The organism is Chitinophaga pinensis DSM 2588, assembly GCF_000024005.1.
Classification (GTDB): domain Bacteria; phylum Bacteroidota; class Bacteroidia; order Chitinophagales; family Chitinophagaceae; genus Chitinophaga; species Chitinophaga pinensis.
Genome location: NC_013132.1, coordinates 1,108,977 through 1,132,913, shown reverse-complemented (window position 1 = coordinate 1,132,913; position 23,937 = coordinate 1,108,977). Strand labels below are relative to the sequence as shown.

Below are 23,937 nucleotides of genomic sequence, written 5' to 3'. Positions count from 1 at the left end.
ATTGATGACATGTATTATTTGTTACTGGCATTTATGTACGGCATTTCCATATTGCCGTTATGGTTATTATATCGCATCAGTGATGTTTTATACCTGATCATTTATTATGTTGTTGGTTACCGTAAATCAGTTGTATTTGAGAATCTGAAGCAGGCATTTCCCGATAAAACGGAGAAAGAAATTACCCGGCTTGCAAAGAAATACTATCTCAATCTGACCGATATGATGGTGGAAACCATCAAATTGCTCACGCTCAGCCAGCAACAGCTGCAACGCCGTTTCGTCTGCGACCTGACCGTCCTGCATAAACTATATGCTGAAGGCAAAAGCTGCCAGATGCATCTGGGACATAACTTCAATTGGGAATGGGCGAATCAGTTCTGTATGCAGGGGGTAAAATTTCCTTTCCTGGTAGTATATATGCCACTGACCAGCAAAGTGGGTGATCGTATGTTCCGGTATTTCCGCGAGAAATCCGGCAGTACACTGTTGCCCGCCAATGATATCAAGAACAGTATGTTGCCCTGGATGGACAAACAATACCTGATTGCACTCGTAGCAGATCAGAATCCCGGTAACCCACGCCGCAGTTACTGGTATCCTTTCCTGAACAAAATGACCGCATTTTATAAAGGGCCGGAAATGACCGCCCGCAGAAGCAATATTCCTGTTGTTTTTGTAGATATCCGTAAGGTAAAAAGAGGGTATTATCACGCTACCCTGAAATTAGCGTTTGAAGAACCCGCAACGGTGCCGGAAGGGCAGATCACAGAAGATTTTGTAAAATTCCTGGAAGGAAATATCCGGGAGCAACCCGATGTATGGGTGTGGAGCCACAGAAGGTGGAAACATGAGTACAGGGAGTAACAAAAAGAAGCTGAACTGACCAGTACGCCTGTAGTGACTGATCAGTTCAGCCACAAAACTATTTCATAGCAGCACTGTCTGTTTTCATCGTAGAATCAGGAGCTGCTGGTGGGGGTGGTGGAGGAACTGCTGCCTGCACCATAATGTTGTTAGTCACAGATTTCACACCGCTGACGCCTTTCACTGCATCTTCTGCAGCTGTTTTTGCGGCATCGTCAGCTACTTCACCATTCAGGGTAACAACTCCTTCCTTTACTTCGGCAGTAACGCCTGGGGAAGCAGTGAGTTTCTCATTAACGGATTGCTGAACGCTGCTATCACTGGGCGAACAGGCAAATAAGCATACGGCAAGGAACATCATTCCAGCCATCAGGAAAGTTTTACATTTCATGGTTAAAAGTTTAACTAAGTAAAACAAATAACATGCTAGACCAACGGATTGTTCTATTACAAATAGCTGTTAATCAACCATTATCTGCAAAACCAGGATAAAGGGTCATGCCACCATCCACAAACAGGGTCGTTCCCGTCACATAATCACTCTCGTCACTGGCCAGCCACACAGCCGCTTTTGCAACGTCTTCCGGTATTCCTACCCTGCCATATGGAATGAGTTCCAGCAGCTTTTTCTCATCTTCGGGCGTATCCCAGGCATCTTCATTGATACGGGTTTTAATAGCCCCGGGAGCCAGTCCGTTAACCCTGATACGATGCGGCGCCAGCTCCTGTGCCATAGACTGCATCAACAGCTTCACACCACCTTTACTGGCCGCATAATTCACATGTCCTGCCCATGGAATCACTTCATGTACACTGCTCATACAGATGATCTTTCCGGCAGCTTTGGAGCGGCCTTCCACAACACCTCTGCGTCTGAATTCCCGCGCGGCTTCACGCGCACAAAGGAACTGGCCTGTCAGATTGGTATTAATCACTGTATTCCACTGCTCCAGCGTCATGTCAAACAGATTGGCGTCCTGCTGGATACCGGCATTGGCCACAACTATGTCTACAGTACCAAAGCGGGAAAAGATTTCCGCATACATCTTCTTTACCTCGTCTTCTTTACTGATATCGCATTGCTGAACAAAACCGTCGCTGCCCGCTGCTTTGATTTTAGCCAGTACTTCTTCGGCGCCTTTCAGACTTTTGTCACTGTGATGGTTCACCACAACTGTAGCCCCGGCTTCGCCGAAAGCCACCGCAATAGCAGCGCCAATACCGCTACTGCTGCCGGTAACGAGTGCAATCTGTCCGTCTAATAGTTTTCCCATTGCAAGGTTTTTCCATAAGGGGTCAAAAAGTATACCTGTAAAAACAGAAAAGGCCCCGCAGGAATACTGCGGGGCCTCTAACTTTCAATATTTTATCTTAGTTCAGGACGTTCTTCTCCTGCACTACTTTCAGACCTTCCTGTGTTTTCATGGCGTTGTAACCACCCTGCACATTGCGAAGATTGTGAATACCTTCTCTTTTCATGATAGAACAGGCGATGATGCTACGGTAACCACCCTGGCAGTGTACATACAGATTGTGATTATCGTCGAAATCAGCCAGATTTCCTGGATCTGTCATGTCGCTGAGGGTAAGATTCATCGCGCCTTCGATATGGCCGTCTGCATACTCCGCAGGCTTACGAACATCTACAATGACCAGGTTCTCATCATGTGGCAGATCCATGGCCAGTTCATCCGGTTCTACAGTGATAATCAGATCGCGTGGCTCACCGGCAGCGATCCAGGCATCATAACCACCTTCCAGGTAACCGGCTACGTGGTCAAATCCTACACGTGCAAGACGTACGATGGTCTCTTCTTCTTTACCAGGGCTGGTAACAAGAATGATGTCTTCGCCAAAAGGCAGCAGACTACCTGCCCATTCAGCAAAACGGCCTTCCAGACCGATACTGATAGAACCTGGTACAAATCCTTCTGTAAATTCAGCAGCAGGACGTGTATCAAGAATCAGTATTTCATCTTTCAGTTTTTCCTTCACTTCTGCAACAGACAATGCACGGTTGCTTTTCTCCATTACAGCCTGTAATGCATCATATCCCTCTTTGTTGATACGTGCATTAATCGGGAAATAAGATGGAGGTGTACTCAAACCGGAAGTTACTTCCTGAATAAACGCATCTTTATCCGCAGCCTTCAGCGCATAGTTGGTGCTTTTTTCATCACCCAGTGTGCTGTAGGTATGAGGACCCAGGTTCTTTCCGCAGGAAGATCCGGGACCATGTGCAGGATAAACAATAACGTTGTCAGGTAATACTTTGATCTTGTTATTCAGTGAGTCGAACAGGTAACCTGCCAGTTCTTCTTTGGTCAGGTTGCCGCTGAAAAGGTCAGGACGTCCTACATCACCTACAAACAAAGTATCGCCGGTGAATATACTGTGAGGATTCCCCGCTTCATCAGATAAAAGATAGCAGGTAGACTCCAGGGTATGTCCCGGTGTATGCAATACTTCAAGTGTCAGTTTACCGATGGTAAATTTCTCGCCGTCTTTTGCGAGATAGATCGGGAAGGTGGTAACAGCTTCTGGGCCGTATACGATGGGAGCATTTGTAGCAGCAGCTAAGTCCAGGTGACCGGAAACAAAGTCGGCATGAAAGTGCGTCTCAAAAATGTATTTAATGGTGGCATTACGCTCTTTAGCTAAATCAAGGTAAGCGTCAATATCCCTTAAAGGATCTATCACAACAGCTTCTCCTTCTGACTCGATAAAGTAGGCGGCTTCTGATAAGCAATTGGTGTAAAGTTGCTTGACGAACATGGTTGTTGATTTCTGATTTTCTGCAAATTTACGGATTTAATCCGAGCAGGAATATCAGGCATAAAACAGCCTGCCCGTTATAGCATAACCGGAATATAACCGCGATGTATATCACATTTGTACCTAAGCAGGTACAAATAATGACAAAAAATCAGAGCCTAACTAAAAGTCCTTTTATTTACTCTTAGTTAGGCCCGAATTATTTCTGTAGTCTGAATGACCAGTACTCCAAAACCAGATTAGCCTACCAGCTCCTCTACAAATTTGGCGACTTCCGCTATACGCTGTTTGTTGATCGTATAGTGAATGAACTTACCATCTCTTTCTGTAATCACAATGCCGGCACGGCGCAGAATAGCCAGATGCTGTGAAGCCACTGACTGCTCAAGACGCAGCTTAACGTAGATTTCAGTTACTGTCATTTTTTTGTGATCTTCCAGCAACTTAATCATTTGCTGGCGCAGCTTATGGTTTATCGCACGCAAAACCATAGCCGCCTTCTTAACGGCAATGTAATCCAATTTAATTTGGTCTTTTTCATTGGTACCTCTAGAAATAATAAGAGTATTAGAAGAGGTCGTTAATAATGTTTTTTCCATCGCATAATAGTTTTAAAAAATGATGAAATGAAAGGGATCAACGGACAGTAAACCCATATTTGTTAGACAACAATAACCGGGTATCGATTTATACAAAAATATAATATTAGTCGTAATAAAAAAAACTTCTATACCTTATTTTTTAATATATGCACACCGATTACTTGCCAAATAAACGTAATTTGACAGTTCTATGACAGAAATTGACACAAGTGTTGGGATTACGCTTCTTAATAAGACATAAAAAGCCTGTTATCATGCGAATGGGGGTCATTTTTTACATTACGAACGCCCTATTTTTTCATGGTAGAATGGAAAGGTTTGAGGTAAAATGGGCTGAAATACGCCACATCTTCAAATGCTTTACGTGCAAAAGCCGCTGTAGCTAACGGTACCATATCCGCAGCATTCAATATATAAGGAAGAAACAACGCATTATGGTTTGATGGCATTAACTGTTGCCATTTGTCACTACCGTTTCCAAAAAAGTATATTTTATGTTTTGCAATCTGTTCACTGAATGCTTCAGAAGTGAGTATTAACGCATGGGGAGCAATTACGATATTCAACGACCCATCATAGATAGCTGTGTATACTTCCATTCTCCGCGCATCCAGCATCGGGCAATACAATGCGCCTGTATCATTTGTACGGGATAATATACCCTGCGCCATCATCTGTAAGGTCGATACAGCTATCAATGGTTTTTCCCATGTATAACAAAGTCCTTTTGCCGTAGCTACACCTACCCTTAATCCTGTATAAGACCCAGGTCCCGCGCTGACTGCAACCGCATCAAGATCAGCAGGTGTAACACCCTGCTGCTGCATGATTTCTTTTACAAACAATACCATACTCGCAGCATGGTCCTGCTGTTTATCATTCACCAATGTCTGCAATGCCTGTCCATCTTTTGACAAACAAACAGACCCTACTGAAGTTGCTGTATCTATATGCAGTATTAAAGACAATGTTCTAAGTTTAATGAGTTCACATGACAGCTACATCCATACCAGCTTCACGAGCCAGCAGTGCGCTTATTTTATATCGTTCATTACCGGTAGCCCTGTACACAGCGTCCAGTACGCCGCACACATGACGAATACCTATTTTATCACACCATTCGAAAGGTCCCATCGGATAATTAGTCCCTAATCTCATGGCAGTATTGATATCTTCTCTTGACGCAGTGCCTTCCTGTGCCGCCATATATGCTTCGTTAATGATCATACAGATCACTCTCGGCGTTACCAGTCCGACCCTGTCTTCCACAATCTCATATTCCCACCCCAACACAGTCATAATATTACGCATCGAAGTCGTTTGCGCATCATCCATCACAGATAATTCCATCACAGACATTGTCAGAAATCCCGGCAACCAGTTACATCCTATGATAGAGAATCCCTGCTCGAAAGCATAATCATTCATCAGTGCTGACAGCGAAGTCCTTACGATATTAGCAAGTACAGGCACCTGTGGAAAACGGGCATATACACCGGCCCGTTCGGTATGTTCATCAAAATTCAGGTCTATCACCAACTCATAATCTGCCAGCGACCCTGTCCGCTCCAGCGATATTACCTGCTGCACCCGGTGCCCATTCAAACCACCTTTTTCGAGAAAAGCTGCATAATGCGGCTCCTCTCCTATAACGAGGATATTCATGTGCAAAATTTTCGCAAACCTATTAATTAATAACTAATAATAAGACCCTATTTTTATGCTCATGGAAAAACAGATCATCAATACGAATAATGCGCCTGCTCCTATCGGTCCGTACAATCAGGCCGTACAGTCAGGTAACCTGCTGTTTGTATCCGGACAAATAGCCATCAATCCGGAAACCAATCAACTGGTGCTGGATGATATCAAAACCGAAACCCACCAGGTGATGAAAAACCTGAAAGGTATACTTACCGCAGCCGGTATGGACTTCAACAATGTACTGAAGACGACCATTTTCATCATGAACATGAACGACTTTGCACAGATCAATGAAGTATACGGTTCCTATTTTACCAGCGACTTCCCTGCGCGTGAAACCGTACAGGTAGCTGCACTGCCAAAAGGCGTGAATGTTGAGATCTCTGTGATCGCGAGCAAATAACTATCCGGAATAAAAAGAGCCCGCTTCAGGCGGACTCTTTTTTGTTATTTGTTGCCAAACAAAGTGGCAGCCAGTTTTGCATCATGTCCGTACACATCATCCCGGAAATTCAACCTGCCATCACTATCCACGAAAGCCGTGAAATATCCGATATATACCGGTACCCGCTCTTTCAGGGTAACAAACTTCTCCTTACTGCCATTCATCGCTTCCACAATTTTCTTCTGCGTCCAGGTAGAATCCTTACGCAGTAACCACTCCGCAAGATGTTGCGGCTCAGATACACGGATGCAGCCATGGCTGAAAGTACGCTTGTTCTCTCCAAATAAACCCTTGGACGGCGTATCATGGAGATAAATATTGTATTCGTTCGGAAACAGGAACTTCACCTTGCCCAATGCATTATGACCACCCGGTTTCTGACGAATGATATAAGGGAAATTGCCACCGGAATACCTAGCCCAGTTCAGCGAACCGGCATTCACAGGACTCCCGCTGCCTGTTACCACTTCCATATTCTGTCTGGCCAGGTAACCGGTGTTCCTTTTCATCGCTGGTAATACCTCATTGACCAGTATGCCCGGAGGCACATTCCAGTAAGGCGCAAACACAACATATTTCACCTCATTGCTGAAGATAACCGTGTTAGCACCCGGTTTACCCACTACTACATTACACGTCCAGTCCAGCTTATTATTATTGTAGACATATAACTTAAAAGCAGGTATGTTCACCAGCAGGTATTCCGCAGGTGGTTCTGCCGGTACCCAGCGAATACGTTCCATATTGATCAGGATCTGGCGGATGCGCTGACGGGGTGTAACATTCAGCGCATTCAGCAAAGGCGCCTGAATAGTACCGTCTGTCTTTAAGCCTGTACGGTCCTGGAAATTACGTATAGCCGAATCCAGTGCAGGTGTAAATAACTGGGAAGTATCTGCCAGGGCCAGGTCGCCCAGCAGATGTAAACGCTGTTTCACACTGGTAACAAGCGGGTCAGACTCTTCTTTCTTATATAGTTTGCGGGAAGCCTTCAATGAATCCCACGGCATTTTCTCCAGGTCCGACAGTTTCTTTAACTGATTCCGCAGCAGTTTATATTGTCTGTTCACCGGCTCTTCAAAAGCGCTGGCAGGTTTATTCACCATAGAATCCAGCAGACTTTCCATATTGATCTTCTTACGGGGGATGAACCATTCCAACGACTTGGCACTGTCGGAAGTCAATCCGCTCCATACCTTATTACCATAGGCAAAGAACTGTGCGGTGAGCAGTAATTCCGCACGTGGAATGGCTTTATCGCCCGGACGCAGTTTCTCCCCCTCTATCAGGAGCGTATCATACATTTCACGCAGGGGTTTACTGATAATGGTGCTGTCATGTAAACCATAATCAGCATCTGCTTTCATCATGTTGATGAAGTTACCGGCCTGCTCGGTCAGTTGTCCGTCGTTGCCGATCCATGCATAGTGAAATTCCCGCTGCCGGTAGAAATCACGGATGTAGTCAGCGTAAGCAGTATCCTTTTGCAGAAAGAGGTTGACAGCATTGCTGTCCAGTGTGAGATCGATGTATTCCTGTTTGGTATAGTGGGAAGTATCCCTTACCATACCTTTTTTTCTGCTGAATCTTCCACCACAGGAGGCCAGCAGGACGATTGAGGAAAGTAACAGACATGTGTAACGTACAGACATAAACGTACCCTTGTTTTAGTAATGAGTCAGAAAGTCCCCTTTGAAGTATTAAAATGAAAAACAGCCTTTGCTGATAAAATGTTTGATGGTACAAATGTAAAACGCTTAACACAATATGGTGTTAAGCGTTTTAGATAAAGCAGTTAGGATGAAATTATAATTTGATCTCTTCCTCGTTGGCATCAAAGAAGCGATATTCTGTCAGATGGTAGTTGGAGTCAGCTTTAACCTTGACCCATTTCTTGTACTGGAAGTACCATTTCCACTGGCGGGAGGTAAGGAATCCTTTGGCCAGGTAGGAGTAAAATATAGGGTGTACCCTGAGAGTAAGACCTTTATGCTGATGGTTGATCAGGTATTGCAGGTTCTTTTCGACTTCGTCAATGATCAGAACGGAAGCGCCGATTTTACCGGTACCGTGACAGGTAGGGCAATCTTCTGCGACTGAAATAGTGACTTCGGGTTTCACGCGTTGGCGGGTGATCTGCATCAGACCGAATTTCGAAATAGGCAGGATGGTGTGTTTTGCTCTGTCCTGCGCCATGAATTTCTCCATGGCTTCGTATACTACTTTCTTATTCTCCGGCAACTTCATATCAATGAAGTCGATGATGATGATACCACCCAGGTCACGGAGTCGTAACTGACGGGCTATTTCTGCAGCAGCTTCCAGGTTGGATGCGAGGGCATTCTGTTCCTGGTTATTGCTGGAGCTTTTGTATCCGCTGTTAACGTCGATGACATGTAAAGCTTCTGTCGCTTCTATGATCAGGTATACGCCACTGTCCAGGTTGACTGTTTTCCCGAAGGAAGCTTTCACCTGGCGGGTAACGCCATAATGATCGAAGATAGGAGCGCCGTTGTGATAATGCTGTACAATATCCTGTTTTTCAGGGGCAATCTTTTGGATATAGGCCCTGGTATCAGAATACATGTTGCGATCATTGATCACAATTCGGTTAAAGCTCTCGTTAAGAAGATCACGTAAGATGCTGGTAGTCTTGGCCTGTTCACTCAGGATTTTCTGCGGAGGTTGTGCACCGCGCAGGTTAGCCTGAATATTTTTCCAGGTTTCCACAAGTGTTGTCAGGTCCTCATGCAGTTCAGCCGTTTTCTTTCCTTCTGCCGCGGTACGTACGATCACACCAAAATTGGGTGTTTTGATCGCTTCGACTATTTTTTGTAGTCTTTTTCTTTCTTCGGAAGAGTGTATCTTTTTAGATACTGCGACAATGTCATTAAAGGGTGTTAACACGATGAATCTTCCGGGAAGAGAAATTTCGCAACTAAGACGAGGACCTTTGGAGGAAATCGGTTCTTTTAAGATCTGCACCAGGATGTTAGGCTTACCGCCCAGCACATCTGTGATTTTGCCGGTTTTTACAATCTCCGGCTCATTCTTAAACTTTGTAAAGTCAAACCCCTCTGGGGTTTTATCTGAAATAGCCTGCTGGGTAAATTTGAGTATAGAACGTATATATGGGCTAAGGTCTGTGTAATGTAAGAAAGCATCTTTCTCGAAACCCACATCAACAAAAGCCGCATTAAGGCCCGGGATCAATTTTTTCACCCGCCCGAGGTATAAATCCCCTACAGAAAAGTTGGGATTGCCGCTTTCGTGATGCAATTCCACCAGTTTCTTATCTTCCAGCAACGCTATTTCCACACCAGTAGGTGCCGCATTTATAATAAGTTCCTTGTTCAAGCGTCCAAAATTTTAACCATTATAACTTCACCTTTGAGTTATGCACGGCTATTTAACAACAGCGTACTGCATACCAGATTACTGCTGGCGAAAGGCCAGCATACGTGATGATGGATTGCTTAAGGGTTCAGCGATCAGCAGGTAATATCCGGAATTCTAAGCGGGATTTGTGGAAAAAACCTGCATGACTCCAGCAATTTAATCATAATCGCTAAAATCATGCAGGATATATAAAAATTTTTATCCGATCACCGCGCCGCAAATAAAACCTGGTTAGTATAAATGGCGGGAAACAGGAGAAAATTATTTCTTATTCTTCTTATGCCGGTTCTTTCTCAGTCTTTTTTTACGTTTGTGAGTGGCTATCTTATGTCTTTTTCTTTTCTTACCGCAAGGCATACGCTAATAAGTTTTTAAATGTTTAGAAAAATGAATATTATTTAATACTCTTAATATAATTATCTATTTCAGCCTTCAGTGAGGGATCATTTAACAGTGTCTTACAGTGTTCCAGTAATTCGACCGCCTTTTTGATATCACCTTTGCCGCGATACGCTTCTGCTAATACAAATACAGCTTTAGCCTCGTCAGGATGTTTCTGAGTGAACGACTCCATCCTTTCTATGGCTTTATCAAACTGATTAGACTGTATAGCTAGATTTGCCAATGTTATCTGAGCTTCTGCATTATCAGGATTGGCCGCTACCACATCCCGCAATTTTTGGACGCCTACCATAGGTTCTCCTGTATTCATATACAGCAGTGCCTGTTTAATCTTCAGGGAGTCGTTCTTAGGATTCAGCTCAATAGCCTGACCCAACAGGCTGATAGCCTGTGAACTTTCCCATTTGGCAATAGCAGGGTCCTCTGCGTGCTCCAGATGTTCTAAAAATAAATTGGCTGCAAAGGTGAGGCTTTTTTCGGAATTTTCCAACTTGGCTGATTCGCCAAGATAATACGCAGCTATGGGCAGTTGGTTAAGACTGTCCCAGGAGGCATATAACTGTTTGTAAGCGTCTATTTGCTGAGTCTTCACGTCACCCCGCACCGTCTTGTTTTCAAGAGCGGTGATGGCCACGAGTTTATCTGCAGGGATTTTTTGCTTGGCAGACGCCAGCAATTCATCAAAGGCAATAGGTTTTCCCTCCTGTCCGTCATGCATATGAGCGGCAGTTGGCATCGCTTTTTTATCCGAATGAGGCACGGTGCGGCCGAAGGCGACTAATACTACGAGTAATGTCGCTGCGGCACCGACCAAGAGAATCTGTGATTTTTGCACGCCTAAAATATTAGGCTGCAAAACTACAAACTTTTAAGCTTCTTTACTTCTGCAACGAATTCTTTAGAAGGCTTAAACGCCGGAATAAAATGTTCCGGAATCTCTACGGCAACGTTCTTCTTGATGTTACGGCCAATTTTAGCAGCTCTCTTTTTCGTAATGAAGCTACCAAAGCCCCTGATATAGATATGCTCGCCATTAGCCAACGCTTCCTTGACCTCCTTAAACATGGCTTCTAGTGTTACTAACACATCTACTTTAGGTATGCCGGTTTTTTCAGCAATATTGTTAATTAAGTCAGCTTTTCTCATAATTGAAGCGAAGGATTACTTGTCCCAAAATTATTTATTTTTTTTAATTGCTGAATTTTAAGCAAATAAATTTTATACTTTTTTCTTATACCAGAGTTTTATATAATATATTTATTTGCTAATCAGCTTATTAGTAGTCAGAAAAATACGAGTAATGAGCTACCTGGAAAGTGAATGATTCCATATGCGAGGCCAGTACAAGTACATATTCATTAGGGTAAATCACAATAATTCACTAAACCACTCATTAACGAATATACAAAAAATAATATTCATTTCGTCTTTTTTTTCTTCACTTAATGAAAAAAAAACTCTCCTGTTCAGCCATTAACAGATAACCACTCTTTCTTTATTATAACGCATTTTTTACCATATTCGTCTATATCTCAACAACTTCTGTTCCATTTTACTGCGCCGCCCTAACAGTTGAATATTATCTTAAATATATCCATTTGCAACCGATGGATTTTTTAGGGGCGACCAGCCACAGTACATACACTAAATATTTTCTATACAACCATCTCCCCTTTTACCATTATTCCCGTTCCCGATCATCCCATTATATTTGCAGAAATGAAGCAGTTTTTTACGAATGCACTCCTGGAATGGAACGATAACGAGAATACGCGTTCTATGCCATGGAAAGGTGAGAAAGATCCCTACCGGATATGGCTGTCTGAAATTATACTCCAGCAAACACGTGTGGAACAGGGATGGGCCTACTACGAGAAGTTTATCTTAAACTATCCGACCGTTCAGGAACTGGCCGCTGCGCCGGAAGAAGCAGTGTTCCGCCTCTGGCAGGGACTGGGTTATTATGCCCGCTGTAAAAATATGCTGGCAGCCGCCAAACAGATCGCATCTCAGTATCACGGTCATTTCCCGAATACATACGAAACCATACAATCGCTCAAAGGTGTAGGCCCCTATACATCCGCGGCTATCGCCTCCTTTGCATTCAACCTGCCACACGCCGTACTGGATGGCAACGTATTCCGCGTGCTGTCCCGGTTCTTTGATATAGATACACCCATCGATACCACAGCTGGTAAAAAGCAATTTACCGATCTGGCACAGGAACTGCTTCCGCACGGAAAATCAGCTTCGTATAACCAGTCCATTATGGACTTTGGCGCCGTTGTATGCAAACCACAGCAACCCGCCTGTAAAAGCTGTCCGCTTGCCGCAAAATGCAAAGGCTACCAGCAGGGACTCACCGCGCTGTTACCCGTAAAATCCAAAAAGCTGGTCATTAAAAAGCGTTACTTCTACTACCTGGTACTACAGCATAAAGAGAATGTCTATATCCGGAAACGTACGGAAAATGATATCTGGCAGAACCTCCATGAGTTCATTCTTATAGAAACTCCTGGTCCCGAAGATCCAGGCTCCTTACTATCCTCTGCAGCCTTCAAAGCAGTCATGAAAGATATACGTTACAACATGGATGGGGCTTCCGCTACCTTTAAACAACAGCTTACACACCAGACAATCCATAGCCAGTTTCTCCTGCTTTCAGTCAGCAAAAAGCCCGAAATCCCCGGCTACACCGCCGTCCCAAGGGATCAACTGGATCTTTACGCCTTTCCTAAAACCATCACCGACTTTCTCAGAAACAGGGAACTTACCCTCTTTTGATACGAAAACTTACTGCCTGTGAACAGCGCTCAACTTGCTACGGCAAGGTATTTGAGCTAAAAACTATACGGTAAAATTTTCACTGTCGATTTGAAAAAAACATTAACTTTAGAAAGGTTGTTCATTTTAAAAGAAGCGTATATTTTCAATAGTTTAAAATCAATAGATTAAAACCTGCAACAATGAGAGGTGTTAATAAAGTAATCCTGATTGGCAACTTGGGTAGAGATCCAGACGTACAGTTTTTAGAAGGTAATATCGCAGTAGCCAAGTTTTCCCTGGCGACTACAGAAACATTCAAAGACAGAGCTGGTAAACTGATTTCCCAAACAGAATGGCATACGGTTGTATTATGGCGCGGACTGGCGGAATTAGCCCAAAAGTACCTGCACAAGGGAAGTCTTGTATATATTGAAGGACGCCTCCGTACCCGCAGCTGGGAAGACAAGGAGGGTAATAAGAAGTTTGCCACTGAAGTAGTAGGTGATAACCTTGTTATGCTGGATAAACGTATGGACCTGAACAACACTGAACATGCCATACATCATAGCAACACAGGCAGCAATACCGGTGATAATTTCCCCAATATGGAAATACCCCCCCAACTGAACGACACAGCGGACGATCTTCCTTTTTAACTATCCAATAAAAAATATTAATTCTTTTTGATTGATAATCCCTTTATGGGACATTACTTATATTTGCATATAGGGAAAGCGATTCAATTTAAGACCTGAATTACTTTCCCATTTTTTTGGAACTTACTTTGCTATATGCTCGGGGTTCTAATATTTATCACGTCAAAGTTGAACATTTTGTACACCTATCCGGCAAGCATTTTACCTGGTAAGCTTACCCTGTTACAAGCAGCGGCGCCCATCGCCACTCCCAACGTGGTTATCTATCTGCTTGTGATATTCATACTACTCCTCATGGCTTTTATCGTCTCCGGCGCAGAAGTGGCATTCTTCTCCCTGAACTATAAAGACCTGAACGCCCTGAAAACAAGGCAGAACACCAGCGGAAAGCTGATTACCAAACTATTGGAAAAGCCCCGCTCCCTGCTGGCCTCTCTCCAGATAGCCGGTATTCTGCTCTCCCTCGCCTTTATCATGGTCACCAGCTACCTCATCACCCAGATGGAAGACCTCCAGACCGTTCCGGTTGTGTCTTTTGTAGTACGTATAGCCATTATCATCTTCGTACTCCTCTTCTGTGGGCAGGTACTGCCAAGAGTATGGGCAGCACAAAACAATATCCGGTTCGCCACCTACTTCGCCTGGTTCGTCAGTCTCGTACACGCGACCCTCGAACCTGTCAGCGACTTTTACGTTAGTCTCAGCGAAAGCATTGAAGCCCGCTTCTTCCACAGAGGCAGCGGCGCTGTCAATTACCAGGAGATCGACGAAGCCATCGAAATGAGCGTCGATCCAACCGCCTCCCAGGAAGAAAAAAATATCCTGAAAGGTATCCTGAAATTCGGCAATATCACCGTTAAACAGATCATGCACACACGTCTCGACGTATCCGGTATCGAATATGACGATAACTTCGATATCGTCGTAAAACGCGTGGCTGACCTGCACTACTCCCGCCTCCCCGTATACAAAGGCAACCTCGATAATATCGTCGGCGTAATCCATACCAAAGACCTCCTGCCCCACCTCGATAAAGGCAAAAGCTTTGACTGGCACACCGTTATGCGCCAACCCTTCTTCGTACACGGCCATAAACTGATCGAAGACCTCCTCGCAGAATTCCAGAACAGACGTATGCATTTTGCCGTAGTCGTAGACGAATTTGGTGGTACTTCCGGTATCGTTACCCTGGAAGACATCGTGGAAGAAGTAATCGGTGATATCAAAGACGAATTCGATGAAGAAGAATTCAACTACAGCAAAGTAGATAATAATACATACGTTTTTGAAGGCAAAACCATGCTCAATGACGTTTGCCGGATCATGAACGTCCCTCCCGATACATTTGAAGTCGTGAAAGGAGAAAGTGACTCTATCGGTGGACTGATCCTCGAACTGGCAGGTAAATTCCCGGAAGAAAACAGCGTGATATCCCACGAAGAATACGACTTTACCGTACTGGAAGTAAGCAAAATGCGCATCCAGAAAGTACAGGTCACCATCAGGCAAAATGTGGAAGACGAGAAATAGTGCAGTACACCTAACTACAAGAAGCTTACTATGAAATTAACCGGGAATACCATCTGGCTTTTGCTGTTGCTTGCATCTACCTTTGCAGCCTGCGAACAATCTTATACGCCCAAACCACGCGGCTATTTTCAGATTAACTTCCCCAAAAGGGAATATCGCATATTTGACGTACCCGGTTATCCATACACCTTCGAGTACCCTGTCTATGCCAATATCGTCAAAGACAGCCTCTTCTTCGGGCAGAAAACCGAAAATCCCTACTGGATCAATGTCGAATTCCCTTCCCTGAACGGTAAAATCTACATGAGCTACAAGGAAATCGGTAAAAACGATAAAAATAATTTCCAGCAACTCGTCAATGACGCCTTTAAGATGACTTATAAACACACTTATAAGGCAGAATATATTGAGGAAAAAACAATACAAACGCCCTTTAACGTCTCCGGTGAATTCTATGACGTAGGTGGTAATGCCGCCTCCGCCAAACAATTCTACGCAACAGACTCCACCGTGCACTTCCTGCGCGGAGCGCTGTATTTCGATGCGGCCCCCAACGCAGACTCCCTCGCACCAGTACAACAATTCCTCCAGGAAGATATGTGGCACCTTGTTGAAACGCTGAAGTGGCGATAGTCTTCGACTATTTTGTAACTTTGCGTTTTTAAGGAATCCGGTCCGCTGTCATGCCAACGCCATCGGACTATCGACCATCAATTTATTTATGATCATTATTGACGATAAGTATATCAGCGACGAAGTTATTGAGGAACAGTTCGTCTGCAACCTGGGAGCCTGTAAAGGCGCCTGCTGCGTTGCAGGTGATTGCGGAGCGCCGCTGGATAAGGAGGAAGTGAAGAAACTCAAGAAGATCTATCCGAAGATCAAATCCTACCTTCGGCCCGACGGCATCGCCGAAATAGAAAAAACAGGTACACATACCACCGATGATGAATACGGCTATGTGACGCCAATCGTAAATAAAGGCATCTGCGCTTACGCAGTAATCGATGACCATGGCGTTGTCGGCTGCGGCATAGAAAAAGCTTATAACGAAGGCGTTGTAGACTACAAAAAGCCGATCTCCTGCCACCTCTACCCTATCCGGGTCACAAAATATGAGGCATTCGAAGCTCTTAACTACGACAGATGGGACATCTGTAAACCAGCCTGCAAAAACGGCAAAAGCCTCCGTGTACCGGTATACCGCTTTCTCCGGGAAGCACTGATCCGCAAATACGGAGAAGAATTCTATCAGGTGCTGGACAAAATCGCAACAAAACAATACAAAGCTGAATAATAGCCGGTTGCTGATGCTATTCCTGCATTCGCTATCTTTACTCCGTACTAACTAACAGTTGTTTTTTTATTCAATCCATACATACCGTAAACCGGTATGGGTTTTGTAATTCCGAAATCAGCAATCTCGACAACTTATGCATCAGAACGCCTCCACTTTTCTTGAAAACAGTGAGAAGAAAGCGACAAACCTTGTACATCGCCAGACGATCAACTTCAATATCGGTAAGTATAATACTGCCGTGAAAGCTGGTAAACAACAGTTTGCCGATCTGACCACCGCACGCGAAAGAGCCAAGAATATCAAGTGGAGAGCACTGGAACACCTGGATAAACACCTGGAGGAATTTGAAAGCAACTTCACCCGCAGAGGTGGTAAAGTGATCTGGGCAGAGAATACACAACAGGTACTGGAAGAAATACTCGCTATCTGCGAAGCCAAGAACTGCAAAAGCATCGTAAAAAGTAAGTCCATGGCCACGGAAGAAGTGCACCTGAATCACTTCCTGGCACAGCATAATATCGAATGTGTAGAAACCGACCTGGGTGAATACATTCAACAGCTGGACGGTGAACCACCTTATCATATCGTGACGCCTGCCATGCATAAAAGCAAGGAAGACGTGGCAAGACTGTTCGCAGAGAAACTGGGCACTCCGCCCGATCTGACGCCCCAGGAAATGACTCTGGTAGCCAGAGAAAAACTCCGTCAGAAATACCTCGACGCAGAAATCGGTATTACCGGCGCTAACTTCATCATTGCCGATATCGGCGGCATCGCTGTTACCGAAAATGAAGGAAATGCACGTCTCAGTACCGCCTTTCCTAAAACACATATCGTCCTGGTAGGTATCGAAAAGATGCTGCCTTCTATCAATGACCTGGCGATGTTCTGGCCCCTACTGGCTACCTATGGTACCGGTCAGCAGGTAACCGTTTACAACTCTATTTTCAGCGGCCCCCGCCAGGAAAATGAGACGGATGGCCCGGAAGAAATGTACGTTATCCTCATGGATAACGGCCGTACCAACATTCTGGCCGATACAGAAGCCCGCGAAAGCCTCTATTGTATCCGCTGCGGCTCCTGCCTGAACGCCTGCCCGGTCTATAAAAATATCGGTGGTCATAGTTACGGTACCACCTATAGCGGTCCTATCGGATCCGTGATTACTCCACACCTGCAGGGTATGGAATCATTCATGCACCTCAGCTATGCCTCTTCTCTCTGTGGCAACTGCACAGAGGTATGCCCTGTAAGGATCAACGTACACGAATTACTGCTCCATAATCGTCATAAAGCGGTGGAAGAGAATTATACCTCCGGAGGAGAAAAAATGTCCTGGTTTGGCTGGAAACAGGCAAGTCTGAGCCGCCGGATGATGAACCTCGTAGGCGGCGGCGCCAAAAACTTCTTCATGAAGAAATTCTTCTCACAAGCCTGGGGTGACGACAGATCCCTTCCTGTATTCGCACCGAAATCCTTTAACCAGCTGTGGAAAGAGAGAAAAAAATAGTACCTTTTTGATATGACACTTATCGCCATCTTGTTACCCTGGCTCTCCTTTATGTTAAGAGGAAAGATCTTAACAGGTATATTATGCCTGTTACTACAGATCACATTGATCGGCTGGATCCCTGCCGCTATATGGGCCGTTATATCCCTTCAAAATGCACGGGAAGACCGTAGAACACGGAAAATTGTCAAAGCAATGAAGCAAAACAGGTAGTTAATTTAATTATCTGGGAGTTTTAGCCGGGAAATAAACTTCCACGGTAACGCGCGCTGTCGTTCTATCGGATGCAGGCGTCCATCCGGGGCCTTCTTTTATCAATCGCAATGCTTCCGCATCACAGTCAGGCTGTAAACGTCTGACTATCTTAAAGTCTTCCAGTGAGCCGTCAGGCTGTACCCGGAACGACACTTTTACCCTGCCCTTTACATTATCAGCAGCTGCGGAAGCAGGATAACGGGTATTCTTTGAAAGGTATTCATTATAACTGTCGTATCCTTCCGCTGGCATTGGTGGCTGATAAATATTACCCGGTTTCTTGCTGAACTTTTTATCATAACCGGTTACGACTACATCGCTCAGACTACTATTATCTTCTTTCAGAGTAATATCCAGGTGATTCTCTCTTGGTGAAACACTCAGTCTTTGCTGTTTAAATCCGATATAGGATGTAACAAGATTCACATTTTTTGCCGTATCCGGTACATTCAGCGAGAAGAAACCATCCGCCCCTGTCACCACTCCTTGTGTGGTACCCTCAAGTCTTACCGCAACACCAGCCAGACCGGTTTTTCCATCGTTGACCTGCCCCCTGATAAAGCGGTTAGCGACGATTGGTTTTGCGGCATATAGGTTTCTGTATCGCGCATCACTTTCTTTCTCTTTCTCAGGCATTATCTCTTTGGGATTGGCGATGGCCACATCCACAATCTTCGTATCAATGGTATCCGCTCTGTCTGCCTTTTCTGCCATAAAGGTCGGTGCAGCTGCAACAGGCGACGGTGCCGGCGCCATTGCCAGCGCCACGGTATCCGATTCTCTTCTTAAAATACCTGCAATGCCCTTAGACTCAGCAGCCATATTTCCGGGGAAAATATGGCTGCCGGTATCCGGAGCGATGCTGATACCCCGGAGTTTTTCGGCTTTATTGCCCCAGGCCATCGGTTCTTCCTGGTTATAATATTGTAAGGTATCAGTAATAGCACTATCTGCTACATCTGCAGATTTGTAGGCAATAGACTGAGCGCCCCTGAAACCGGAACGCCACATCCAGAACAAACCACCCATCACCAGCAACAGGATACCTGCCGCTGCCAGCCAACGCCTGTCCAGGTTGATCATCGGGATAATTTTCCGCTCTTCCTTACCCTTTACACGAACCTCCAATCGCTTGCTAAGATCAGCCAGATGCATCCGCTGATCAGGCTTGCGCTCAGCAAACCCGTCCAGGGCATCCGCCAGAAACGGATCATCCAGCGCCTGCTTCTCCAGAGCATGCATCGCCTTATTATCCAGCTCTCCTGCCAGATATTTGCGGATCAGCTCCGGATCAACGCTATGGTTCATATGACTGTGCTTATCAGGCATCTTGTTGTTCCATACAGATTTTCAGGTTGCGCTTACCATTCTGGATATAACTTTTGACCTTTTTCATGTCATATCCGGTGATATCCGCGACCTCTTTATAGCTTTTCTCTTTGAGATAGAATAGATCTACACTTCGCTTCTGCTCTTCCGGCAAAGCATCCAGGCATTTTTCCATGCCCTGCAGATGTACTTCTATGTTAACTCCATTCTCATGATGTGCAAAAGAGTCATTTTCCATAACAGGTAGTCCGTCAAGGGAAATTTCCTTTCCCTCCCTGTTTTTCATGGAACGCAGTTTCATCAGACAATGGTTCTTCGTCAGCACATGCAGCCAGCTCTTAAAGTTCTGAACCTCATGCTGCTGCAACTTAACGATCAGCTCCTCAAAGATCTGCATAACGACATCCTTACTGGACTCTTCATCAAAATAGCGGAGACATACACCATATACCAGATTCATGTAGCGTTGGTACAACGCAGCCAGATAGTCGAGCTGACCGGAGCGTTTGTACTCCAGGATCAACACGGCATCATCAGCATCTTTCATGATATTATGGTGTAAAAAGGCCATAGATTAGATGGACAATAGTAAAGAATTTTTAGCAAAAAAGCACTGGCATCAGCCAGTGCTTTTTAATATGCTTTTGCAGATACAGAACAAACTTAATGTCTGAAGTGGCGGGTGCCGGTCATAACCATCACCATACCGTTCTGTTTGCAGAATTCTATTGAATCATTGTCTCTCATGGAACCTCCCGGCTGAATCACGGAAGTGATACCTTCTTCATGAGCGATGCGTACGCAATCGTCAAAGGGGAAGAAAGCGTCAGAAGCCATAGCAGCACCTTTTAGATCGAAATTGAACTGAGCGGCCTTCGCAATAGCGTGGCGCAGTGAATCGATACGGGAAGTCTGTCCACAACCTTTCCCGATCAGCTGTTTGTCTTTTACCAGCGCGATCGCGTTAGATTTCAGGTGTTTACATACCAGGTTAGCAAATTCCAGATCAGCTTTTTCAGCCGGGGTAGACGGTCTTGCGCCCGCTTCATTCCACTCCTGGTAATTGCCTTTATCATTTTCCTGCAGCAGAACACCGTTCAGGACATTTTTATATACATAAGGCGCCTTCACCGGCTGCAGTTGCTGCAGCAGGATACGGTTCTTCTTAGCCTGCAGCACAGTCAGCGCATCAGCGTCAAAACCAGGTGCAATCAGGATTTCGAAGAAAATTTCGCTGATAGATTCAGCAGTCGTTTTGTCGATTACTGCATTCGTTACCAGTACGCCACCGAAAGCGCTCTCCTTGTCACCAGCCAGTGCTGCATCCCATGCTGCTTTCAGCGTAGGACGGCTCGCGATACCACATACGTTGGTATGTTTGATAACAGCGAACGTCGTTTCTGTGAATTCCTGTATCAGCTGGCAGGCAGCGTCAACATCCACCAGGTTATTATAAGATAACTCCTTACCGTGCAGTTTATTGAATATTTCAGAAAGGTTGCCGTAGAATACGCCTTTCTGATGCGGATTTTCTCCGTAACGCATGATCTGACCCTGAGGTGCAGATACCTGGAAGTATGCAGCAGGCTCATTGTTCAGGAAGTACTGGGAGATAGCTACATCGTAATTAGCACACACTTCAAATGCTTTTGCAGCAAATGCTCTGCGGTCTTCAATGCTGGTACCGTTACCGTTATTCAGCACCTGCTCCAGATCAGCATACTGATCTTTGGAAGCAACGATCACTACATCTTTGTAGTTCTTACCCGCCGCTCTGATCAGGGATACGCCACCGATATCAATTTTCTCGATGATGGTCTGCTCCTCTTTTGTACTCTTTACTGTCTCCTCAAACGGATACAGGTCAACAATCACCAGGTCCAGCTCAGGAATAGCATACTGTGCCAGCTGCTCCAGATCCTGCAGGTTTTCCCGGCGCGCCAGGATACCACCAAATATTTTCGGATGTAACGTCTTTACACGTCCGCCCAGAATGGAAGGATAAGCTGTCAGCTCTTCCACTGCCACACATTTCACGCCCAGGTCCTCGATGAATTTCTGAGTACCACCAGTTGAATAAATAGTTACTCCCTGTTCACCTAACTTTTTAACAATGTTCTCCAGGTTATCTTTATAGAAAACGGAGATCAATGCAGATTTAATTTGCTTTTGCATGTATGGAAATCATTAGAAATTTACAACATAGGCTCCCTGATCCGGAACCGAAAAGAAGCGCAAAGTTAGCACGTAACAATCACTTTTCCACCGTTGAATGTTCCGCAGGGAGTTAGAAGCGTCAAAAATGTAATAGGCTGCGTCAAATATCTTTTCCAATTGTTTGATATCCACATGCGGATTATGTGAAAGTAAAAGATAATCTGTCCGCAACTTTTTCTCCGGATATCTCTTCGGCAGTATACTATCCACGATTACCAGCCGCTTATTGCCGGCAACCAGCACCCTGAACCCAGGAAAAAGAGACTCCTCAGCACAGGTTCCGGCGATTTCCCCGATACCATAATAAACATATGCCGGTCGCAGATAACGGTCGTATACAGTATCCGTAATTCCCTTTCCGGTCAAACGCCATGCGCGGCGTCCGCTCACCATATCCACCACGGTATGCCCGGGTATGTTATAAACAACCATTTTCCGCTGATGTTGTTCATTCAGGCGAAGGAACATGCTTCCTACACTCCAGCTGGTCATCGCAAGCAGCAATACATACAGCCCCGGCTTCCATTGGTGCATCATCCAAAGGAGCAGTCCGCCGATACAGGCATATAGACATAATACACTGAATAAAGGTAGTTGCGTATCTGCCATCAGGGCGCCTGGCAAATGACCGATCTGATTAACCAGTGTGTTCATCAGCTGCATGATCATTTTCAGCAAAGAACCCACCATAACGGCGATAGCAGGTATACGTCCGACGATTAACAGTAACAGCTCTCCATACAATACGACTGTTGACAGAGGCACTGCCATCATATTAGCCGGCAGGAAATACAAAGGAAACTGATGAAAGTAATAAAGTGATACCGGTAACGTAAACAGCTGTGCTGCCAGTGTCAGTGCTGTCATATCCCATAGTCTGTTCAAATATTTATTGTCAAACCGCAACTGATAATATAAGCGGCGGTAAGCCACTACAATACTCAGTACTGCCAGGTACGACAGCTGAAAACCTACATCCAGCAATAACCTGGGTTCATAACACAATAACAGGAATGCGGATGCCGCCAGGGTATTATATACATTCGTATGCCGTTGCAGCAAAAACTTCCCCAGTGTCAGAAAAGTAAACATCACGGTCGCACGTAAGACAGAGGCCGCTCCTCCCGTCAACAGTGTAAATGCCCACAGCAATACAATAATCAATATTCCTTTCAGCATGTCGGCGAAACGCTGCGCAGGCCACCAGCGCAACAACCATAACAAAGCGCCATATATCAGCGCCAGGTGCATACCCGAAATAGCGATAATATGAACGATACCCGTATTCGTATAATCCTGTACCATCTCCGGATCCAGATCATAGCGGTATCCTATCAGCAAAGCCGCCGCTAATGCAGCTTCGCGCCCACCGATATACTGCTGCAAGGTTTGTAAACAATACCCGCGACTTACATGCAGCCACCTTTGTATAGAAGATTCCTCTCTTTCCTGCAACAAATGCCAGGCATCCTGTTGCAGATACACCTGCCGGTAAATCTGCTGCCATTCACAATAACTCCGGTGATCAAATGCACCCGGATTACCACTACGCGATACAGGGACACTGTTATTCTTTATCAATAACTGATCTCCCTGTCGCAATCGACGGGCATTACTGTCGATCTGTAAATAAACCAGTAAACGCCCCTTTGCAGGTATACGCATGTTGCCACGTACAACATATCGTACCTGAGCGATCGTTTTAAACGTCTTTTTCTTTGCCTGCACCGGCTCCTCCAGCCTTACCTGCAGCAGATCTCCGGCTTGAACACTGTTTTCAAAATAATAACCGTGATAACGCACATCTGACAACACGACCAGCAAACATCCACTACCGGCAACCAGGCATTGTAAGGCAATGCCCCGCCACCAGTCATACCGATATCGTACTACCAGTGGCAGTCTTGCTGAAACAAACAACAACACGCCCGCAAAAGCCATTACAGCTAATATCATCGGGACATTTAATGACAGAAATATTTGTATAAATATGCCTGCGGATACACCTATTATCAGGCGCAGAAATGGCGCACCTTTCAGAAAGCTAACAAACATGACAACATTATATGGTTAACCTATTCAAGTAATGAATGTAAGTCTTTCACACATGAAATTTGTTTTTAAGATAAGAGAAATATCTACCTGCTAGATAAGTTTACAGCACGCAAAATATTTCTGCA

23 protein-coding genes are annotated in these 23,937 nt (G+C 45.0%); 9 read left to right on the top strand and 14 right to left on the bottom strand.

Annotation, left to right across the window (positions count from 1 at the left end):
* Positions 1-9: 9 nt before the first annotated feature.
* A complete protein-coding gene (locus tag CPIN_RS04675; protein ID WP_012788623.1) occupies positions 10-867 on the top strand; it encodes a lysophospholipid acyltransferase family protein in 858 nt (285 codons plus the stop codon).
* A gap of 58 nt (positions 868-925) precedes the next feature.
* Here CPIN_RS04675 and CPIN_RS04670 read toward each other — a convergent pair whose 3' ends face one another.
* The 6 genes from CPIN_RS04670 to CPIN_RS04645 all read right to left on the bottom strand — a co-directional run bounded on the left by CPIN_RS04670 (position 926) and on the right by CPIN_RS04645 (position 5,909).
* A complete protein-coding gene (locus tag CPIN_RS04670; protein ID WP_012788622.1) occupies positions 926-1,258 on the bottom strand; it encodes a BON domain-containing protein in 333 nt (110 codons plus the stop codon).
* 73 nt (positions 1,259-1,331) lie between these two features.
* Entirely contained in the window at positions 1,332-2,141 is an 810-nt protein-coding gene (locus CPIN_RS04665) for a glucose 1-dehydrogenase (protein ID WP_012788621.1), read from the bottom strand.
* A 97-nt stretch (positions 2,142-2,238) separates the two neighbouring features.
* A complete protein-coding gene (locus CPIN_RS04660) occupies positions 2,239-3,642 on the bottom strand; it encodes an MBL fold metallo-hydrolase (protein WP_012788620.1) in 1,404 nt (467 codons plus the stop codon).
* A 239-nt stretch (positions 3,643-3,881) separates the two neighbouring features.
* On the bottom strand, positions 3,882-4,241 hold the full coding sequence (locus CPIN_RS04655; RefSeq protein WP_012788619.1) for an ArsR/SmtB family transcription factor: 360 nt from the start codon (positions 4,239-4,241) through the stop codon (positions 3,882-3,884).
* A 293-nt stretch (positions 4,242-4,534) separates the two neighbouring features.
* Positions 4,535-5,212: a tRNA (adenosine(37)-N6)-threonylcarbamoyltransferase complex dimerization subunit type 1 TsaB gene (tsaB, locus tag CPIN_RS04650; protein ID WP_012788618.1), complete on the bottom strand. Its 678-nt coding sequence runs from the start codon at positions 5,210-5,212 to the stop codon at positions 4,535-4,537.
* 19 nt (positions 5,213-5,231) lie between these two features.
* On the bottom strand, positions 5,232-5,909 hold the full coding sequence (locus CPIN_RS04645; protein ID WP_012788617.1) for a 3-hydroxyacyl-CoA dehydrogenase family protein: 678 nt from the start codon (positions 5,907-5,909) through the stop codon (positions 5,232-5,234).
* A 61-nt stretch (positions 5,910-5,970) separates the two neighbouring features.
* Between CPIN_RS04645 and CPIN_RS04640 the strand changes: the two genes are divergently transcribed.
* Positions 5,971-6,351: a RidA family protein gene (locus tag CPIN_RS04640; RefSeq protein WP_146303298.1), complete on the top strand. Its 381-nt coding sequence runs from the start codon at positions 5,971-5,973 to the stop codon at positions 6,349-6,351.
* Between the two features lie 44 nt (positions 6,352-6,395).
* Here CPIN_RS04640 and CPIN_RS04635 read toward each other — a convergent pair whose 3' ends face one another.
* The 4 genes from CPIN_RS04635 to CPIN_RS04620 form a co-directional block, all read right to left on the bottom strand.
* Positions 6,396-8,045 (bottom strand): L,D-transpeptidase family protein, encoded by a 1,650-nt coding sequence (locus CPIN_RS04635; protein WP_012788615.1) that lies wholly within the window; start codon positions 8,043-8,045, stop codon positions 6,396-6,398.
* A gap of 154 nt (positions 8,046-8,199) precedes the next feature.
* Complete coding sequence (locus tag CPIN_RS04630; protein WP_012788614.1) at positions 8,200-9,750, bottom strand: Rne/Rng family ribonuclease; 1,551 nt, start codon at positions 9,748-9,750, stop codon at positions 8,200-8,202.
* Between the two features lie 436 nt (positions 9,751-10,186).
* Complete coding sequence (locus CPIN_RS04625; RefSeq protein ID WP_012788613.1) at positions 10,187-11,050, bottom strand: tetratricopeptide repeat protein; 864 nt, start codon at positions 11,048-11,050, stop codon at positions 10,187-10,189.
* Between the two features lie 2 nt (positions 11,051-11,052).
* Positions 11,053-11,340, bottom strand: a complete 288-nt coding sequence (locus tag CPIN_RS04620) for an HU family DNA-binding protein (RefSeq protein WP_012788612.1) — start codon at positions 11,338-11,340, stop codon at positions 11,053-11,055.
* A gap of 573 nt (positions 11,341-11,913) precedes the next feature.
* On the opposite strand from CPIN_RS04620, the gene mutY reads away from it, so the two are divergent.
* The 7 genes from mutY (at position 11,914) to CPIN_RS04585 (ending at position 18,169) form a co-directional block, all read left to right on the top strand.
* Positions 11,914-12,978 (top strand): A/G-specific adenine glycosylase, encoded by a 1,065-nt coding sequence (mutY, locus tag CPIN_RS04615; RefSeq protein WP_012788611.1) that lies wholly within the window; start codon positions 11,914-11,916, stop codon positions 12,976-12,978.
* 182 nt (positions 12,979-13,160) lie between these two features.
* The gene (locus CPIN_RS04610) at positions 13,161-13,616 is read left to right on the top strand and encodes a single-stranded DNA-binding protein (RefSeq protein WP_012788610.1); all 456 of its coding nucleotides are present in this window, start codon (positions 13,161-13,163) and stop codon (positions 13,614-13,616) included.
* A gap of 168 nt (positions 13,617-13,784) precedes the next feature.
* Positions 13,785-15,146 carry a gliding motility-associated protein GldE gene (gene gldE / locus CPIN_RS04605; protein WP_187294742.1) on the top strand — a complete coding sequence of 454 codons (1,362 nt, stop codon included), beginning with the start codon at positions 13,785-13,787 and terminating at the stop codon, positions 15,144-15,146.
* 30 nt (positions 15,147-15,176) lie between these two features.
* Complete coding sequence (gene gldD / locus CPIN_RS04600) at positions 15,177-15,779, top strand: gliding motility lipoprotein GldD (protein ID WP_012788608.1); 603 nt, start codon at positions 15,177-15,179, stop codon at positions 15,777-15,779.
* Between the two features lie 88 nt (positions 15,780-15,867).
* Positions 15,868-16,443 carry a DUF3109 family protein gene (locus CPIN_RS04595; RefSeq protein ID WP_012788607.1) on the top strand — a complete coding sequence of 192 codons (576 nt, stop codon included), beginning with the start codon at positions 15,868-15,870 and terminating at the stop codon, positions 16,441-16,443.
* Positions 16,444-16,579: 136 nt separating this feature from the next.
* The gene (locus CPIN_RS04590) at positions 16,580-17,956 is read left to right on the top strand and encodes a LutB/LldF family L-lactate oxidation iron-sulfur protein (RefSeq protein WP_012788606.1); all 1,377 of its coding nucleotides are present in this window, start codon (positions 16,580-16,582) and stop codon (positions 17,954-17,956) included.
* 12 nt (positions 17,957-17,968) lie between these two features.
* Complete coding sequence (locus CPIN_RS04585) at positions 17,969-18,169, top strand: YqaE/Pmp3 family membrane protein (RefSeq protein WP_012788605.1); 201 nt, start codon at positions 17,969-17,971, stop codon at positions 18,167-18,169.
* A 9-nt stretch (positions 18,170-18,178) separates the two neighbouring features.
* On the opposite strand, the gene CPIN_RS04580 is transcribed toward CPIN_RS04585, so the two are convergent.
* From CPIN_RS04580 to CPIN_RS04565, 4 genes are all read right to left on the bottom strand, one after another.
* Positions 18,179-19,519 carry a TonB family protein gene (locus CPIN_RS04580; protein WP_012788604.1) on the bottom strand — a complete coding sequence of 447 codons (1,341 nt, stop codon included), beginning with the start codon at positions 19,517-19,519 and terminating at the stop codon, positions 18,179-18,181.
* Between the two features lie 13 nt (positions 19,520-19,532).
* Entirely contained in the window at positions 19,533-20,087 is a 555-nt protein-coding gene (locus tag CPIN_RS04575) for an RNA polymerase sigma factor (RefSeq protein WP_245552082.1), read from the bottom strand.
* Positions 20,088-20,203: 116 nt separating this feature from the next.
* Entirely contained in the window at positions 20,204-21,715 is a 1,512-nt protein-coding gene (purH, locus tag CPIN_RS04570; RefSeq protein WP_012788602.1) for a bifunctional phosphoribosylaminoimidazolecarboxamide formyltransferase/IMP cyclohydrolase, read from the bottom strand.
* Between the two features lie 12 nt (positions 21,716-21,727).
* Positions 21,728-23,713: a ComEC/Rec2 family competence protein gene (locus CPIN_RS04565; protein WP_187294741.1), complete on the bottom strand. Its 1,986-nt coding sequence runs from the start codon at positions 23,711-23,713 to the stop codon at positions 21,728-21,730.
* Positions 23,714-23,937 lie beyond the last annotated feature (224 nt).

Coding starts and splice junctions, on each gene's coding strand:
- CPIN_RS04565 (WP_187294741.1), bottom strand. CDS start 23,713: ATGATATTAGCTGTAATGGCTTTTGCGGGCGTGTTGTTGTTTGTTTCA.
- CPIN_RS04580 (WP_012788604.1), bottom strand. CDS start 19,519: ATGAACCATAGCGTTGATCCGGAGCTGATCCGCAAATATCTGGCAGGA.
- gldD (WP_012788608.1), top strand. CDS start 15,177: ATGAAATTAACCGGGAATACCATCTGGCTTTTGCTGTTGCTTGCATCT.
- CPIN_RS04595 (WP_012788607.1), top strand. CDS start 15,868: ATGATCATTATTGACGATAAGTATATCAGCGACGAAGTTATTGAGGAA.
- CPIN_RS04585 (WP_012788605.1), top strand. CDS start 17,969: ATGACACTTATCGCCATCTTGTTACCCTGGCTCTCCTTTATGTTAAGA.
- CPIN_RS04640 (WP_146303298.1), top strand. CDS start 5,971: ATGGAAAAACAGATCATCAATACGAATAATGCGCCTGCTCCTATCGGT.
- CPIN_RS04665 (WP_012788621.1), bottom strand. CDS start 2,141: ATGGGAAAACTATTAGACGGACAGATTGCACTCGTTACCGGCAGCAGT.
- CPIN_RS04610 (WP_012788610.1), top strand. CDS start 13,161: ATGAGAGGTGTTAATAAAGTAATCCTGATTGGCAACTTGGGTAGAGAT.
- CPIN_RS04675 (WP_012788623.1), top strand. CDS start 10: ATGTATTATTTGTTACTGGCATTTATGTACGGCATTTCCATATTGCCG.
- CPIN_RS04655 (WP_012788619.1), bottom strand. CDS start 4,241: ATGGAAAAAACATTATTAACGACCTCTTCTAATACTCTTATTATTTCT.
- CPIN_RS04645 (WP_012788617.1), bottom strand. CDS start 5,909: ATGAATATCCTCGTTATAGGAGAGGAGCCGCATTATGCAGCTTTTCTC.
- purH (WP_012788602.1), bottom strand. CDS start 21,715: ATGCAAAAGCAAATTAAATCTGCATTGATCTCCGTTTTCTATAAAGAT.
- CPIN_RS04670 (WP_012788622.1), bottom strand. CDS start 1,258: ATGAAATGTAAAACTTTCCTGATGGCTGGAATGATGTTCCTTGCCGTA.
- CPIN_RS04590 (WP_012788606.1), top strand. CDS start 16,580: ATGCATCAGAACGCCTCCACTTTTCTTGAAAACAGTGAGAAGAAAGCG.
- CPIN_RS04660 (WP_012788620.1), bottom strand. CDS start 3,642: ATGTTCGTCAAGCAACTTTACACCAATTGCTTATCAGAAGCCGCCTAC.
- CPIN_RS04575 (WP_245552082.1), bottom strand. CDS start 20,087: ATGAAAGATGCTGATGATGCCGTGTTGATCCTGGAGTACAAACGCTCC.
- CPIN_RS04620 (WP_012788612.1), bottom strand. CDS start 11,340: ATGAGAAAAGCTGACTTAATTAACAATATTGCTGAAAAAACCGGCATA.
- mutY (WP_012788611.1), top strand. CDS start 11,914: ATGAAGCAGTTTTTTACGAATGCACTCCTGGAATGGAACGATAACGAG.
- CPIN_RS04635 (WP_012788615.1), bottom strand. CDS start 8,045: ATGTCTGTACGTTACACATGTCTGTTACTTTCCTCAATCGTCCTGCTG.